We start from the raw sequence: 17,113 nt of genomic DNA on the forward strand, positions 1-17,113 counted from the left end.
TATCTTAATTTAAGACTCAGACACAGCCGTTTCCTGCTCCATTATTCTCAGCAGGACCACTACCGCTTCGGCGCGGGTCGCGGTCTTCAGTGGAAAGAATTTCCTCTGAGCGTCACCTTGGAGGAAGCCTGCTTCGGTTGCGCCGGATACCGCTGCTTTGGCCCAGACCGGAATGTCTGCTTCATCCTTGAAGGATATCTTCTCCGCAGCCAGCTTCACTTCCGTTCCGTAGTGCGCCCGCATGAGCAGAACCGCCAGCTCCGCCCGGGAGAGCGGCGCTCCGGGACGGAGGGTGCCATCCGCGTAGCCTTCTATCCATCCGGCCTGCACAGCCGCGGCCGCAGAGCTTCGCGCCCAGCTGCTTACCGACTGCGCATCCGTAAAGGACAGGCCGCTCAGACTCTCTGCCGGCTGCAGCGCCCGGGCCAGCAGCGCCAGGAACTCCTCGCGGACAACCTGCTGATCCGGCCGGAAGGTTCCGTCCGCATAGCCGTTCGCGAGCCCTGCGGATATTGCCTGCAGGATGCTGTCCTTGGCCCAGTGGCCGCCAATATCGCTTGGAGCGGCTCCGGTGCTTGTTCCATCCTTCTCCGGTTCAGCCGGAGAAGGGCTGAGCGCGAATACGGCAAACTTCGTGAACCTATTCACCCCGGCAGTAAGCCGGTCCCCGTCCACCGTTCCTGCAATCTCCACCCAGATACGCTCCTGCTCGCTCCAGGCAAACATTGCGGGCTGCTGATGCGCCTTCAACTGCGCCTTATCAAAGCGGATGCTAAGTGTAGCAGATTTGGCGGGCATCAGGTCAGGCTCCATGGTGATCTCATAAACCGGACTGATCAATCCTCCCGGCAGGGTCCCGCCGGAACCCTGCCCTGTCTGCAGCTTGTTGATGGAGAAGCTCACTGCAGTATCTATAAACCCACTGGGGAGAAGGAGTCTGACTTCATCTCCGAGCTGTACCTCCCCGGCCTGCCCTGCCGCCAGACTCAGCTTGCCCGGCAATGTGACGCTGTCCGTGGTGACGGGATTGCTGCCCGGATCAGGATTGCCGCCCAGATCGGGATTGCTGCCAGGATCGGGATGGCCGCCCTCTACGGTTCCCAAGTTAAGCAGCTGCGGCGTGAACGGGGCAAGCGTTACGGCCGATGCTCCAAGAATCTTGCCCTGAATCAATTCCTGTATGCTTTCCGGCGCCTGTCCGTTGAGAAGTATATTTACCTGTTTGGTCTGCCAGCTGTAATTGGCGACATTCAGCAGCAGTCTGCCTTCGTATACACTGGTTCTCCACTCCACATTGGAGACTGTTTCTCCGGTTTGAGCATCCTTCAATTCCACCTGAAGCAGATTCAGCTGTCTGAGCAGCGGAATAAGCTGCGCTTGCAATGCCGGGAGAGTCGGCGAAGTTAACGCGTTTGCAGTTCCTGTTACAGTAATAACTGCAGCATGCGCCATAATATAGCTTCTGGCCGCTTCCGGATGCGTCTGGTTATGGGCATCCCGGATAAAGGAATCCTGGCCCAGCACAACCGCCTGCCCCCCTTGTTCAATATAGGCTTTGACGGCTTCTATAGTCTCAGAGTCCACATTCCGGGCATCCGGAATAATCAGCAGCTTGACGGAAGACAGCTTGCCTTCCCCGATCTGCTTCTCACTGACAAAGCCGACCTTCTGCCCGGAGAGGGACAGAGCGGAATAGGCCCGGTCCACCGCCTCCAGATAAGCCGGACGGTAGAGGTTGGACGCCTTAGAATACAGAACGGCCGTTTCTGCCGGAGCGTTCTGGAAGGAGGTCACCTCACGGGCCAGACGGTTCAGGTCCATGCCTGTTGTGCCGATAGCCGAAACGACATCCGGACGGTACAATACACTGCCCTCGAAATCGCTGGCGGGATCAGTGGTTCTTTCCCATACCCAAATGGTGGAAGCGCTTCGTCCATGGATAGCTCCCTGCCATATATCGTTGCGCACATGGGGCGCCTGTTCAGGCACATAGCGGCTGTCGCGGTCGGGAATGATGTGGTCTTCCGAATTGAACACAGGAGCCGTTTTAAAGGAGGACAGCAGATCATAATATTTAAGCTTCTCTATAATCGTTGCTCCCTCGTCATGCAGATAATTCCAGGCATCCAGACCATTCAGATCACTGAGGCCGGATATCTGCTCCGGATCTATCCCCCAAGATAACGGGGACTTGGCCAACTGGGACTTGGCCAGCACTCCACCCATGATTTTTACACTTACAGGAATATCCGGCGCCATTTCATGGATAATATCTGCCATCCATTCATGCCACTCAGCAAACAGCTGGTCATTAAAGCTGATCCAGTCATAATAAAGTGCTGTCCGTTCCTCCGCCTGCGGCATCGCAACCTGCTCAAAGGATTCATAGGCGGTATTGTACACGGCATTCAGCTGTCCAATATCCGAATACATCTGCTTCAGATAAGACTGCCATGCGGGCTTTTGCGCAGGATCTTTATAAGAGATGAACACCGGCTCATTGGACAATACGATATTCTGGAGAGCAGGATAATCCTTGACCATGGGAATCAGAGTGCGCAGATAATCCTCAATCGCCTCCCTTGCCTTCGGATGATTAAAGTTGAATTTGATGAAGCCGCTGTTAGTAGAACGGATTTCAGGGTACTTTTGCAGCAGGAATTCCGGGAAATAGTGCGGTGACAGCAGCAGGCTCACCGCCTGATTATGTTCACCGGCACTTTGCAGCGCCTGCTGGATATCATTGCGGATGGTGGCCGTAGAGATGAGATAATCCTCTTTCACTACCGTACCGTCATCCTCAAATCCGGGATACGCCGCCAGATTGGCGGTGGTCCCGCTTTCCACAATGCCAATACTGTCGATCAGCAGAGAATCGGTTACATTCTCGGACACGATGCGGAAATCCAGCGAGGTCTCGGCACTGCCCGTGCGATAGGTTTTGGTGATTTTCTGCCAATCATAGGTTCCCGCCGGGATACCCAGCCGGGTTGCGAAGGTCCCGAACCAGACGTTGTTTACATTGGCGCCTTTGACCCACATGCTGAATTCATAATTGGTGTTTGGCTTGACGGCTATTTTCTGCCATACCGTTCCGTACACATTTGCAGCCTTGGGCGTAAGGTTGACTATCTTCAAGGCACGGCTTCCTTCGTGAACCACTTCTGTCCCGTAAGAAAAGCTCGCCTTGGCTCCCCCCCTGAGCTCCGTGCTCCACCCAAGTATCGTATTGGGCGATTGGAGGATACGGTTAGGCCCGGTCTCCATCTGGATCATGTTCGACCCAAGCTGGGACAGAACAGGAATATCCTTTTTCACCTGGGCAAAATGCCCGTAACCGGTAAAGAAGACCGGTCTTGACTCCTCTGTCCCTGTCTGCGAATTGATCGTGTTGCCAATGAAAGATTGCCGGTCGATAGTCACATCGCCGGTAACATAATGCGGAACCGGGAAACTCGTCTGTGTCCCAGCCAAATAAGCCTCAAGGCGGTCCTCGGTCTGCTGGTACAACAGCAACAGCTGGTCCCTGACATATTGCGCCCGTTCCAGTTTATTTTGGGCAATATCTTCCTTGCCGTAAGGAATAAATTTATCGATGACCGCGATATCCAGCTTTTCATAATCCACTGCAATCCCCTGCGCCTCCACCTGCTCCAGCAGCGCTTTCAATTCACCCATATTATCTTCAAGCTGCTCTATGTCCTGTTCAATCTGAGTGCCGGAAGGAAGAATGTCGAGCTCCCACTCCAGTGTCCTCTCTTCGCCCGTTCCCGTTTCCCTGACCTCTGCCGTGAGCGATTGCTCTCCGGTTCCGGCAAAGAAGGCCGTAATCGGATACTGCAATACGGAATGCGCAGGTACTGTGATATTCCTCCATGCCGGGTCCACTTGAGCTATCTTTGTCTGGAATTGCTTCGCCTGATCTGTGGAATTTACCAGCTTCAGCTGAAAGTCCAGCGGCTCATTCTGCTCCGCTGTGTAGCGGTTCTCTTCCGGTTGCATATAATCTCGGTCCAGCCATGCCGCCCACGTACTGTTTTGCGGGATGAAGAACAGATTCCCGAAGCTGTACTGGTCCTTCAGTTTCCCTATGCCCGGCGTCCATTCCACCCAATTCTTCCGTCCGGCTCCGTCATTGTCATTCAGCACAAAATTGAAAGGCATGGATGCCCCCGGTTCATCCGCATGGAGCGCACTCCAGGGAATTTCAGCCTCATAGATGGTTTCGGAGCCAACCCGTTTGGTCTGCAACCGGATAGGCTGCTTATCTGCGGGCGTATCTCCCTGATTCCATGTCCATACCTCAGGCGCTCCGTTCACCTGGGCGAATCCATACTCCGGACCATACAACACACTTGTTCCCGAAGCGAACTGGATACTGTCCCCTGACCACATCGCTGCTCCGGCCACACCGGATTGCACATCATCGCGCACCTTCACGGCAAAATAGAGGAGATTCTGATTATAAGCAAAATATACTCTGCCTAATAAATCGTCAGGTCCCTGCCAGCTGGCCAAATTGGCCTGGCTGCTTCCGGGCAGCGGCAATTCGATGTAGGAGGCTTCGTCCCATTCACTTAAATCACCGTCCAGGACGATCCCGTCCGCATAATAGACAGGCACCGCCTTTCCTTCCGCCAGACTTCCAAGGAAAGTCTGCTCATCCGTCACCGTGCCTGCCCCGGCTCCGTTTACGCTATAGCTGAAGGTTGAGACAGGACTGTCTGCATATCCTAGGCTTTTTGCATACGTTTTCAAAACTAATGAACGATCGATGGCGACCGGCCCGGTGTACCATTGCTTTGTCGGAGACAAAACAGGGTCCGTGTTATCTGTTGTGTAGTAAACGGCAGCAGAGACGGTTGCTGTAGCCAAGCTGACAGTCGTGCCTGATTCCACGGGTCCAGAAGGAGGATCGGCGCTGACGGCCGCGGCTTGCGGCACAGTCTCAAAGTCCCCGTTCTGCAGCAGATTGGTATCCGTTCCTGCCTCCACCATCGTCAAATCATCAAGCCAAAGCGCCCCTGTTACGCCCTCGGAGAGAACGGTGAACGGGTAAGAGGTGGCCGAGGCATCTGTTGTAATATTAAACACCATGGACTGCCAATCGAAGGTTCCCGTCGGCAGAGCCTTTTTTAGCGACCAGCCGGCATTCAGTGCGATACTTGAGTACGAGGCTTGAGCCCCCTTGACCTTCAGGCTTACCTGATAGGTGGTATTGGGCTTCACCGGAACATTCTGCCGGATCGCCAGAAACACATTGCTGGCCTTGGGCGTCCGGTTCACTATTTTTAACGCGGCCTGACCTGCGCTGAATACGGTTTGGTCGATGTAGACTTCCCCGTCCACCCCATTGTTATTGTAGCTTGTTGGCCAGCCTGGAATATTGGCGATCGGCGCAGATGCGGCATATGCAGGGGGGATGTTAATCCCGCTGTCCAGGATCAGCAGCACACTGAGCAGTACGGCAGCAACTCTTGCGGAATACCTTTGGGTTCTCAAAATCGAATGCCTCCTTTGCGGCTATAATTGGCTTCGCTTATTCTCGCTCTCCGGCCGGAGCTCCGGACGTTCCTCCTTTCTTTCAGAGTCTAAAGCACCTATAACCTACCATCTGGCATCGTTTTGTGTTATCTGCACCTTTTGTGACGGTCTGCTTTATTTGTGATTTTGAGGTTTCTATTTTTGTGCTTCTCTCTATCTAATGCTTAAGATGCGGGATGGCTATTCAACTGAGCCCCATTAATCCATAGAAAATAACACCCGCAGCAGGAGATATATCGCATCTCCATTCTGCGGGTGTTATCGTATATCTTGCTTATAGCTAGTAGCTGCGGCTGTCCTGAACATGAATATAGTTAACGCCTTGTGCGGTCAGTTTAGAGCCGCTCGTATTCGCAACGCGGACTGCTTTTTTCCCTTTGCCGCTGAGGGAGAAACTGATATTATTGGCCAGCTTATTCTCCACAATCTGTTCCAGTGCACTATGGTATCCCCCGATTGTTATACCCTCCAGGTTCTCCAGCACCGGTTCTTTGCCCTCTTCAATCGTCTTGAGAATCTGATAGATCAACGACTTGCTTCCGTCCATCTTCCATTCGCCTCCCGGGTCTATTGTGAGCGTTTACATTTTTTCAGCTGCGTACACAAAGTGAATGCTTTTGTATATGTATGTCTTATTCGACAATGTATACCCATTACCTCTTATTGGAAAAGCGAAAAAGGTTGTCAATAGTATGTTTCGTCCATATGTTTCCCGTACAGGCTGGAGGTTCCGACAAGTCTGAATTCCCCATTTACTTTGGCATACGTATAGTTCACATCAGGTTCATCTTTGAATAGTACATCTGCATCATAGTCGCCCGATTTGAAGCTGTAGCCTCCCCGGATTTCCTGAATATTTGCAGCCGGGTACAATCTTGTATGAACCAGATATTCTTTCACTTCACTAGCGATCTGAATTTTCTTATGAGGTAATCCGGTAAGCGAGAAATATATCCCCCCGGCCAATATAGTCATTACCACTAACACAATAATTGAAATCCGGTTTTTAAACCTCAAAGGATAGCCTCCGTTACAAATTAGATTTTTAAAATGGAATAGAATAACATATTTTTACATCCGACTCTATTTTAGCATAATAACATCAAAAAAAGCACCGGTTAAGGTGCTTCTCTCATTACAACATGCTTAAGCGTTCTGCCGGTAAACCGGTGCACCCAGGGGAGAACTGCCCGCTCCGCCGTCTACAGCGATATCGGCACCTTGGATATAAGAGGAATCATCCGAGGCAAGGAACAGCGCCACCTTGGCAATCTCTTCCGGATCACCCGCACGGCCCAGCGGAATGGAAAGCGACATGCCTGCTTCCACCTGGCTCCAGTTATCCATCGCGGATTGTCCCCAGATGGGTGTGCGCGTCACGCCAGGGGCAATGTTGTTAACCCGGATGCCCAGCGGGGAGAGCTCCGAAGCCAGCACTTTGGTCATGCTGCTGACCGCCCCTTTGCTGGCGGCGTATGCGGAGTTGCCGGGTCTGCCAGCCTTAGCCAGCACGGAGCCGGTCAGAATAACTGATGCCCCGGCCTTCAGATGAGGCAGTGCGGCCTGAACGGTGAAGAAGACACCGGTCACATTAATCTTGAGCACTTCCTCAAAAGTCGCCAAGTCTGTGCTGCCGAGCAGTGTTGAAGCCGCTATGCCTGCATTGGCATAGACAACATCCAGTCTGCCGAAAGCCTCCATGGCTGCATTCACAGCCGTCACAGCGCTCTGCGGATCTGTCGCATCGGCTTGAACCGCAATGGCATGCTCCGCGCCCAGTTCTTCTACCGCCGCCTGCAAAGATACCGGATTGCGGCCGGTAATAACGACTCTGGCACCTTCAGCAACAAACAATTTGGCGGCAGACAACCCGATTCCGCTATTCCCTCCTGTAATCAAGGCAACCTTACCCTCAAGCTTTCCCATCGTGAACACTCCTTAAGTTATAAGTTTATTTGTTGTTACTGTGTAATCAAGCTTCTGACTGTTATTGAGACCGAACGTTCTACTATTATCAAAAAAAATTTATCCGCCTCACATTTGCAATCTTAGCATATTGAGAACGAACGGTAAAGTATTATTTTAAACAGTCGTTCTCAATAATGCCCCTCAGTTAACTCTCTCCATGAATTTGCTTGGTCACCGAGACCTCCAGCTTCTCAATAAAGCGCAAAGCCTGATTGCTGCCGGGCTCAAGCTCCAGCAGTTTACGGGCTATTCTTAGTGCCGTCTCGTAGTCTTTCAGTTTTGCATGGCAATAGATGATGCCGGTCATGCACTCCGTTTCATCCGGCTGGATTTTGGCCGCCAGCCCGAATGCATCCAGCGCCGCCTTAAATTCACGCATTTCCAGAAGAACAAGACCTTTATTACGCACAGCATCATAACAGGACGGATCCAGTTCAAAGGCTCTCTCAAATTCCTTGAGGGCTGACTTGGAATCAGACATCCTAACGTAACACATTCCCAGGTTCAGATGCGTTTCAGACTGCGCTTCATTGAGCTTCAAGGATTGCTCATAACATTGCTGCGCCTGTACATAGTCCTCAACCTCATAATAATAGGTTCCCATATAATATAGAGCATCTTCACTGGCCGGATTCATTCTCAGAGCTGTCTCATAATAACGGAACGCTTTGTCCAGCTCCCCCAGTCTGAAATACACCCGGCCGAGATTAAACACTGGTCTTTCCCACTCCTCCGTGAACAGTGCAAGCGCGCGAACGAAATCCCCGCTGATATACGCTTCTTCACCCTGATCGTAAAGACTATCCACTTCCATCCCCTCCCTTTTATCCAGCTCCTCTATATAGACAGCCATGCAAAAAGGAACAGATATCCCGCGATCCACAGCAGCGCAGCAATAATAATTAAAGCCCCTAAGTACCCCACCCAGCTGGCCGGTTTCCAGTTAAATTTAAAAATACAAAGCGAGACAACAATCAGAGCCGCCGATGGAACTCCAACAATTTGCAGCACTACCGTACTGATGATATCCATGATCCACCCCTGGGTAAGCCAATGATTTGTCAGCATGAAAAAGAACACGATTGATGCGATATTCAGCACAACCGCGCCGATCCACAGTATTTTAACGGCTTTAACCATGCTCCACCTCCCACCTCTATCTCATTACCCGGCATACTGGTAAATTTTTCACAGCACCAGATATTCTGCAAATTGGATTGAAACAGGGTATCTGCTATTCACCACCGTAACTACACTTGCCCACACTTTAACTGTACTTTCTACAACTAAAAGTGATTTTTAATCACCCTTGAGAACTTTAATTGCAGTTCGTACACTTAAAAAATCCACTTTTGCCATAAAGGTACACTTTCCTTAATTTTAGTTGTACAGAATACACTTCGCCCGGTAAATCGGGTTTTTCTTCGTCTTTTAATTGCAGGAAATACAGTTATCCATTGACGCTGAACGGATGCCGAACGAAACGCTTTACAAACTCCGTACGCAGGCTTCCGCGTTATATGTCATGTACCTTTTTCAGTTCAATCAATATATATCTATGGTGTACAAAAAAAACGGGTCGCCCCTCGCCAGGACGGCACCCGTTTCTTCATTCATTAAAAACCTTACCGCCCCGTAGTCTCAAAAGAAAACTTGGACGTCCAGGTGGCACCTGCATCCTTCGTCACATAAAGTGTCGAGCTGTTCAGGTCTCTCACCGCAAGCCAGCCTTGACTATGATCGGTGAAGGAGATCGTCCCTTCGTAGCCGGGAACCGTCATCTGATTACTCCAGGCCTGCCCGTTATTCTTGGTGAATCCGATCCCCACTTGTTCCGCTGCGGGCTGGAATCCCACCAGGAAGGCGGTTGTTTTGCCGATCACCACCAGATTGCCGGGGCTGCCCGAAGCGGGCCCCTTCTTCACCTTGGCCGCGCCGCTTCCCGGAGCCGGACCGCCTCCAGCCGTCTCTTGGGCAATCACCCGCGTCCAGCTGCCGCCGGAGTTAGCGCTGCCGTAGAGCGAATACGAAGTCTGCGACATTCCGTAACCGCCGTACAGTACGGCATACACCTGACTGCCGTTCGCATAGATTTGTCCGTATGAGGGTTCAGCGTAAGAAGATTTCAGCATCAGCTTCCAGTTCGTTCCGCCGTCTGCCGTCCGCATCACCTGATACCCGCTGCCCGGTACAACGACCACGGCCCATCCGCTGCTCAGGCTGGTGAAATACGCTCCGCGTGTATTCGCTGGTGTCTTAATCAGACTCCAGCTCTCTCCGCCGTCATTCGTATAATAGGTGGACGCACGGTTGTAGCCGAATCCTTTGCTGCTGTCCAGAAACTCCACCCGCTCAAAGGTCACAGCCTTATTCGACAGCCTTTTCCAGGTAGAGCCTCCATCCGTGGTCCGGATCAGATATTTAGCCTGACCGTCATTGACCGCGGCAAGCGCCCAGCCATGGATATTATCAGGGAAGTCGATCTGCTGAAAGCTCCACTGCCCTTCATAAATCTTCTGGAAATGGCAGCCTCCGTCCGAGGTTCCAATCAGGAATCCGTTCCCGGCTGCCCGCCCCGTATCTGCACTCAGAAACTCTACATCAGAGAAGCTAAGCGGGATCGCATCTGCTCCGCTATGTGCTGCCTGCAACTCCTGAAGCAGTCCATGATCTCCCGTGCTGCAGGACGGAGCCGGGGTTGGCGCCGCCGCCTGCACCGGAGAAGCCGAGGTCCCCCAGCCTAGAGTAAGGAGACTAGCGGTAAGGAGAGTTAATGTGATCTGCTGCAATCTGGTTGTCCAATTCATTGGTGACACCTCCTAGAATATATATACCCTGTATGCGGACTGCTACTCTGCGCTGTGTAATTGCTTTTCCGGCACAATCCACAAGAGCATTCAAGATGAGATTATCGCTTGTTCGAGAAATCAACCTGTTAGCCTAACCTCGGAGGGTTGCGGGTCTATATTCACTTATGAGTATAGTAAGAGTAAAACTCCTGCAATTCAACGTATATTATAAATGGTACAAAACTGTAACCAATTGAACTGTTACATTATTGCTCTGTGGTTTAAATAATAAGTACAGAAGCTTACTAACATACAGTTACTAAGAGCAAATAAGGGAAGTGAACGAGTATGATAAAAAAGGACATTCAACATGCGCTCCTCTCCAATCTGTGGCAACGCGTTCACTTGATCAGCGGAGAAACTTACACCGGAGTATGTAAAATAGATCACTCAACAGATGCACTACACATTGCAACGAACAAAGGCAGCTTCACTGTTCCTTACTGGACAATCAAGCGTTTCGTGTAAGGTCCGGGTTCCGGAACTGTCACCAAAATAAAGTATCTACCTCTGTTTCCTTCGCCGGCCTCACTTTTGGCGGAATGAAGCAGGGGTATTTCTGCTTCTTATTCCTGCGCCGGACCCACTTTGGAGCCGAATTAGATGCCCACGTTCCCTCTGTACGCGGAATTCTGACGGTTGGGCGGCTTCAGATCCGGTATTGTTGTACTTTTTGCAGGATTTCTGGCGGTCGAGCGCTTCAAATCCGGTATTGTTGTACTTTTTGCAGGATTTCTGACGGTTGGGCAGCTTGAAGCCCTTTATTGTTGTATTTTCTGCAAGATTTCTGCGTATCGGCAGTTTTGAGTCCGGTATTGTTGTACTTTTTGCAGGATTTCTGGCGGTGACCTATACTCCCCTCCTTTCCGCGTCATTCCCGCCTCACTCCCGCGCCGGCGTGTCCTGCTCCCGGCCAGCCCGCTGTCACTCCCCTACAGGGGGAGTAGTTCCAAATACAACAAAGACCCCATCCTCCACATGCGTGGATAAAGAGGTCTTGTTGTCGTCAAAGTCAAATCACCGGATTCGGCACAAAGCTGCCTCCGCGGCAATGCTTCAAATAATTCAGGGCATGTACCTGGCCGGTCATCTCCAGCTCATCGCGGTAAACCGGATCATGCCAGCCTTCGATGTCGATTGTGCCCTTATAGCCGCCCTGGCGGAGAATGGTGATAATATCGGTCCAGTTGGTATCGCCGAAGCCGGGCGTGCGGTCCCATACATAAGGCTTCGGACCATGAATCCCGTATTCCTTGATAATGTCCCAGGCGATAGTGACATCCTTACCGTGCACATGGAAAATCTTATCCACCCATTTGCGCAGCTGCGGGACCGGATCAATCAGCGCAGTCAACTGGTGGGCAGGCTCCCATTCCAGCCCGAGATTATCTGCCGGAACGCTATTGAACATCTTCTCCCAAGCTGTAGGGTTATGCGCGATATTCCAGTCGCCCTTCTGCCAGTCCCCGCCCATCGCACAGTTCTCAAAAGCAATCCGCAGACCCTTGTCCGCGGCCCGCTTCGATAATCCTCCGAATACTTCGGCGAATCTCGGCAGGGACTCGTCAATTGAAGAGCCGGGCAGCCGCCCGGTGAAGCCGCCGACAATATCCGTGCCGAACAAGTGGGCATGTTCAATCAACTGCTCCCAGCCGGCAAGGGTATCTCCACTCTCGGGGTTGCCGCCAAGCGGATTACCATAGATCCCGACAGCAGAGATCACGAAGTGATGCTCAGCCGCCAGCTCCCGAATCCGGGCCGCTGTCTCCACCAGATCGGTATCGCCAATCGTCTGCCAGAAATTCAATTGGAAGGATTCGAAGCCATGCTTCACAATCTGCGGAATGACCTGGACGGCTTCACCGCCCCGGACCAAAGTGCCTATTCTCAAAGATTCTTGCATCCTGGATATCAACTCCAATACGTTTATAGTCAGCGCCCTGCTGTTATCGGCTCTTGATCATTTTGCAGGAGCCCCGTTTGAGCAAGACTGCATCATAGACAATATGCTGATGGTTGGTGCGATTCGAAATAAGATCAAATAATACCCCTACACTGGATAGAGCCATTTCCGTACCCGGCTGGCTGATCGTATCCAGCGCAGGATGATAATATTCTGCCATCTCAATGCCGTCAAAGCCGATAATCGAAATATCATCAGGGATGGACAAGCCGGCGGTAAGCACAGCCTTGGCCGCACCGATGGCAATGGTATCGGAAGCAGCAAATATTGCGGTCACCGCTCTGTCCCGGTTCAGCAGTCTGCGTGCAGCGTTGAAGCCCGAGCTCGGACTGTATTCACAATCCTCTACAAGCCCGGCATTGTAAGGCAGATTATTTTCTTCTAATGCCAGCTTATATCCCATAAGCCGCCGGCTGCCCGTAGTTTCATCCAATAAAGGTGATTTGGCCAGGAAGCCAATGTTCTTGTGTCCAAGTGAGATTAAATAACTGGTCGCCTTGTAGGCCTCTTTCGATTCATTGATGGTTACGCTGGAGAATATGGCAGGGTCCACTTCCTGGGATGTAGTGATCGTCGTCAGTACAAACGGAACCGTCAGCTGCTTGAACTTCTCTTCGGAATGATTATACGTACCGCCCATGAAAATAATCCCGCTTAAGTTCTTCTCCTTCACCAGTTGAATCGCCGCATTGATCTCATCAGTCCCATCCTCTACCTGATGGATGAGAAACGGATAGCCGCGCAGATTGACCTGCCGTTCAATTTCCTTGATCATGATGGCGAAGAACGGATTGGTAATCCCCTTGACCATGAGTGCAATGTTCTTGGACTGCGTGGTTTTTAAATTCCGTGCGTTGGAATTCGGAATATAATTGTATTCCTTCACGACACTCAGAACCTTCTCGCGGGTCGCATCACTCACCAGTCCCTTATTGTTGATAACCCTGGATACAGTCGAGATGCCGACTCCGGATATCCGCGCGATATCCTTAATATTAACGTCCACACTACTCCCCCATTTATAGGTAAGGGAGCTATAGACTATAGCTCCCCTGTAACCTATTTCATTCTTTAGTTAACAGGTGTAAATTCTGCCAATTGTTTCTCTACTTCGGCAATGACCTTGTCAACTCCTGCTTTTGTCAGCTGATCGCGGTATTCTGCTACAGCTGCCTTTGGATCTTTGCTTGTTTTACCCAGCATCAGCTGAATACCGAGCTGTGCATTGACGTTCGAGATCGAAGCAATTTCAGTTGTTACATTCGAAGGATCGAAGCTGAAGCCGTTATACGGATCATCGATTGCTTCTTTATCCCATTCAGCAAACAGGTCTTTACGGATCGGGTTCTCAGTATCACTCGGAATCACGAACTTGTCGTTTCTGAGGGACCAGGCCGAGAAGCCTCCGCCATCTGTTTTTTCATTGAAGCCTTCCGGCTGCTTCTTCACGCCATCTTCAATGACGTAGTGCTTGCCTTCGATACCGTATTGCATCAGGTTGTAGTAGCTTTCATCGGTCATGAATTTCTCAATTACCATCAGAGAGCGCTCTGGATTAGAGGAATTCGCGCTGATTACTGTCGAGTTGTCTACACCCATTTTACGCTTGATTTTCTTGTTCGCTTCAGCAAAAGTATAGAAGCTTGTAGGAGAGTCAGGCAGTGCCTTGATATCTCCGCCGTACTGCCCGATCCAGTCCTGGGCATGAGTCAGATAACCCGCAGAGTTCGCTGCTCTGAAGTTGTCCTTGCTGCCGAGGGAAGCGGACAGAACGTCTTTGCCCCAATAGCCCTTGTCGCCCCACTCACGCATTTTCACAGCCCAATCCTCGAATTCCTGGGTGAAGGCTGGATGGAATACGGTCTTGTAATCCTCCGGGCTCTTGGTGACCAGATTCAATTCATTCAGCGAGATACCAGGTGCGTTCAGCCACATGTCTGTAGTATCTACGAGCATTCTGTACATGTTCTGTGCATCCTCAGCCTTACCGTTGATTGGCGGGAAGGATTCGTTGGCAACCACATTATCCATGTATTTAACCATGTCATCGATTGTCTTAATTTCGGTCATGCCGTATTTCTTCAGCAGATCCGTACGGTATGCATAACCGGCAGGCGTGTATTCACTGAACAGACTCGGTACGCCGTAGATTTTGCCATTGACCTTGGTGTTCTGCCAGGAGGCTTCAGGAATCTCCGCCTTCAGCTTAGGCGCCACCTTGTCCAGCATGTCGGTAATGTCAGTCAGCGCCCCTTCAGTAGCCAGGGTGTAGTAAGACACAGCGGCACCCGGAGAAGCATGCGACAGATCGAACGATTCGCCGGAAGCGAACAGCAGCGGATACTTGGTAGCTACGTCCGGCCAGTCAATGTACTTGATTTCAAGTGTAGTATTCAGATCAGCCTTAAGCTTCTTATTGATCTCAGCCAGAATTTCTTTATTGGTAACTCCTTCACTGCCCCACAGGTAGTACACCAGCTTTGCTTCCTTAGAGGTGTCTACTCCTCCGGCATTAGTGGAACTGGATGGAGTGTTGGACGAACCTGAATTATTTCCATTTGCATTATTGCTTGACGAACAAGCGGATAGCACTCCAGTAAGCATGAGGACAGCAGCTAGAGAAGAAGCAATCTTTTTACCTTTCATTCGGTAAGCCTCCCTTTTCTTTTCTATATTATGGATTTTGCATCTATAACAAACACCCTTCGATTGAAGCAGGCGTCTATTAACCCTTAACAGCACCGACGGTAAGACCGGTTACGAAGTAACGCTGAATGAATGGATACAGGAGAATGATCGGGCCTGTGGCCAGCACGGCTGTAGCCATTTTAATGGATTGGGTTGGCAGATCGGCTGTATTAATGACCGCTCCCGAGTTGATGAGACTGCCCATATTCGCCTGGTTGATCATGCGCTGCAGGAAGTACTGGAGCGGGAACTTGGTCGGAGAGTCCATGTACAGCATCCCGTTGTACCACTCATTCCAGAAGCCCAGCGCCGAGAACAGCCCGATAGTCGCCAGTGAAGGAACCGCCAGCGGCATGAAGATCCGCCAGTAGATGCGGAAATCGCCTGCGCCGTCAATCGTGGCTGATTCATACAGGGAATCCGGGATCGCCTTCATGAAGTTACGCATCAGGAAGATCGACCACGCCCCTACCACAGCCGGCAGAATCATGGCGAACAGGTTGTCTTTCATATGCAGATGCTTGACCATCAGAATATAAGTCGGAATCAATCCTCCGCTGAACAAGGTTGTGAAATAGATCAGGAAGGAGAAGAAGTTACGGTATTTGAAATCCTTGCGGTTCAGGACAAATCCGGCCATGGACATCATGAACAGCCCGAGCACCGTACCTACGACTGTGATAAAAATCGTAACCTGATAAGCATCCACCAGTTTGGAGGAGTTACTGAGCAACAATTCGTAGGCCTTGAAGGAAACTTCATTCGGAATCAGCTTATATCCCTCGCGGACAATCTCCTGCTCATTCATGAAGGAGGAAGAGATCATCAGCGCAAAAGGAAACACACAGAACAGTGCAAAGATCGTGATGCAGATGTAACTGATCACTTTTATGAAAACACTGCCGGAATCCTGTTTGATTTTAATAGATGTACTTGCCATTTTCATCACCCCTGTTTCGTGTCTTGTCTTAGAACAACGCGCTGTCCGGTTCAACCTTGCGTACAATAAAGTTAACCACAAGCACCAGGACCAGGCCGAATAAGGATTGGTAGAATCCTACTGCAGCACCCATCGAGAAGTTAAATTGTCCCACCAGGGAGCGGAAGACATACGTATCTATGATATCCGTCTGCGGATACAGCACGGAGTTTGTGCCAATGAGATTGTAGAACAGGTCGAAGGAGCCCTTGAGAATTCCGCCCATACCGAACAGCAGGAGCAGTATAAAGGTCGGCTTCAGAATCGGCAGGGTCATGTAGCGGATCCGCTGCCAGGTAGTAGCACCATCCATGTAGGCAGCCTCGTACAGATCATGGTTGATCCCTGTGATCGCAGCCAGATAGACAATCATACCGTAGCCGGTACCGGCCCAGATCTTGAAGGCCACAATAATGTATTTCCAGATGCCAGGATCGGAATAGAACTCATGACGGTCCAGCCCGGCTCCCGAGATCATCGTATTGATGAATCCGGAGTTGAAGTTGAAGAGATTGTAAGCAAACACACCAACGATAACCATCGAGATGAAGTTTGGCAGGAGAATAACGGACTGGGAGATCTTCTTGAACCATTTCCCGGTTATCTCCGACAACATGATGGCAAACACAATCTGAATAATATTACCTAAAGCAAGGAATACCAGATTGTAGAGCAGCGTATTCTTGGTGATATTCCAGAGCTCTCCGGTCTGCACCAGGAATTCAAAGTTCTTCAGACCGATGAAATCACTGCCAAAGATACCTTTGTTGAGCTTGTAATCCACGAATGCAACATAAGCGCCGGGCATTACCGCATAATGAAAGACCGCGAAATACACAATGACAGGCAGCAGCATGAGATACAGCACTTTGTTCTTAAATAGTTCCCGGACGATATTTCCGCCCGCATGTACAAATCTTGCCAATGAGCCCACCTCCAAATTGAACGATGCATTCTTACAACATGCATATCTTTGTTTCACTTCTTGTCCTGCAGCCGGAATGACAACTGCGTGCATACCTTTAATAATTAACCGTATTGGACAGTATAGAAACGTTTCCATTATTTCTTTGTGTTTCCCCTTGCTCAGAGCATACTCCCAAGTTGTATACGCTGTCAAAC

12 protein-coding genes are annotated in these 17,113 nt (G+C 50.7%); all 12 read right to left on the reverse strand.

The window, feature by feature from the left end; translation table 11 throughout:
* Window positions 1-9: 9 nt before the first annotated feature.
* Window positions 10-5,502 carry an S-layer homology domain-containing protein gene (locus tag P40081_RS29135; RefSeq protein ID WP_042139616.1) on the reverse strand — a complete coding sequence of 1,831 codons (5,493 nt, stop codon included), beginning with the start codon at window positions 5,500-5,502 and terminating at the stop codon, window positions 10-12.
* Between the two features lie 322 nt (window positions 5,503-5,824).
* The gene (locus P40081_RS29140) at window positions 5,825-6,091 is read right to left on the reverse strand and encodes a hypothetical protein (RefSeq protein WP_042139617.1); all 267 of its coding nucleotides are present in this window, start codon (window positions 6,089-6,091) and stop codon (window positions 5,825-5,827) included.
* Between the two features lie 137 nt (window positions 6,092-6,228).
* Complete coding sequence (locus P40081_RS29145) at window positions 6,229-6,561, reverse strand: DUF3139 domain-containing protein (protein WP_042139618.1); 333 nt, start codon at window positions 6,559-6,561, stop codon at window positions 6,229-6,231.
* A 129-nt stretch (window positions 6,562-6,690) separates the two neighbouring features.
* Window positions 6,691-7,470, reverse strand: coding sequence for an SDR family NAD(P)-dependent oxidoreductase (locus P40081_RS29150; protein ID WP_042139619.1), 780 nt, complete (start codon window positions 7,468-7,470; stop codon window positions 6,691-6,693).
* 187 nt (window positions 7,471-7,657) lie between these two features.
* The gene (locus P40081_RS29155; RefSeq protein WP_197074297.1) at window positions 7,658-8,320 is read right to left on the reverse strand and encodes a tetratricopeptide repeat protein; all 663 of its coding nucleotides are present in this window, start codon (window positions 8,318-8,320) and stop codon (window positions 7,658-7,660) included.
* 29 nt (window positions 8,321-8,349) lie between these two features.
* On the reverse strand, window positions 8,350-8,652 hold the full coding sequence (locus P40081_RS29160; protein WP_042139621.1) for a hypothetical protein: 303 nt from the start codon (window positions 8,650-8,652) through the stop codon (window positions 8,350-8,352).
* A 485-nt stretch (window positions 8,653-9,137) separates the two neighbouring features.
* The gene (locus P40081_RS29165) at window positions 9,138-10,319 is read right to left on the reverse strand and encodes a beta propeller repeat protein (protein ID WP_042139622.1); all 1,182 of its coding nucleotides are present in this window, start codon (window positions 10,317-10,319) and stop codon (window positions 9,138-9,140) included.
* Between the two features lie 1,054 nt (window positions 10,320-11,373).
* Complete coding sequence (locus P40081_RS29170; RefSeq protein WP_305954229.1) at window positions 11,374-12,252, reverse strand: sugar phosphate isomerase/epimerase family protein; 879 nt, start codon at window positions 12,250-12,252, stop codon at window positions 11,374-11,376.
* A gap of 55 nt (window positions 12,253-12,307) precedes the next feature.
* Complete coding sequence (locus tag P40081_RS29175) at window positions 12,308-13,330, reverse strand: LacI family DNA-binding transcriptional regulator (protein ID WP_042139624.1); 1,023 nt, start codon at window positions 13,328-13,330, stop codon at window positions 12,308-12,310.
* A 65-nt stretch (window positions 13,331-13,395) separates the two neighbouring features.
* Window positions 13,396-14,970, reverse strand: coding sequence for a DUF3502 domain-containing protein (locus P40081_RS29180; RefSeq protein WP_081970221.1), 1,575 nt, complete (start codon window positions 14,968-14,970; stop codon window positions 13,396-13,398).
* A gap of 79 nt (window positions 14,971-15,049) precedes the next feature.
* On the reverse strand, window positions 15,050-15,937 hold the full coding sequence (locus tag P40081_RS29185; RefSeq protein WP_042141583.1) for a carbohydrate ABC transporter permease: 888 nt from the start codon (window positions 15,935-15,937) through the stop codon (window positions 15,050-15,052).
* 43 nt (window positions 15,938-15,980) lie between these two features.
* Window positions 15,981-16,916, reverse strand: coding sequence for an ABC transporter permease (locus P40081_RS29190; RefSeq protein WP_231575212.1), 936 nt, complete (start codon window positions 16,914-16,916; stop codon window positions 15,981-15,983).
* Window positions 16,917-17,113: the final 197 nt, after the last annotated feature.

The sequence above is a fragment of the Paenibacillus sp. FSL P4-0081 genome, assembly GCF_000758565.1.
Lineage (GTDB): Bacteria > Bacillota > Bacilli > Paenibacillales > Paenibacillaceae > Paenibacillus_AQ > Paenibacillus_AQ phytohabitans.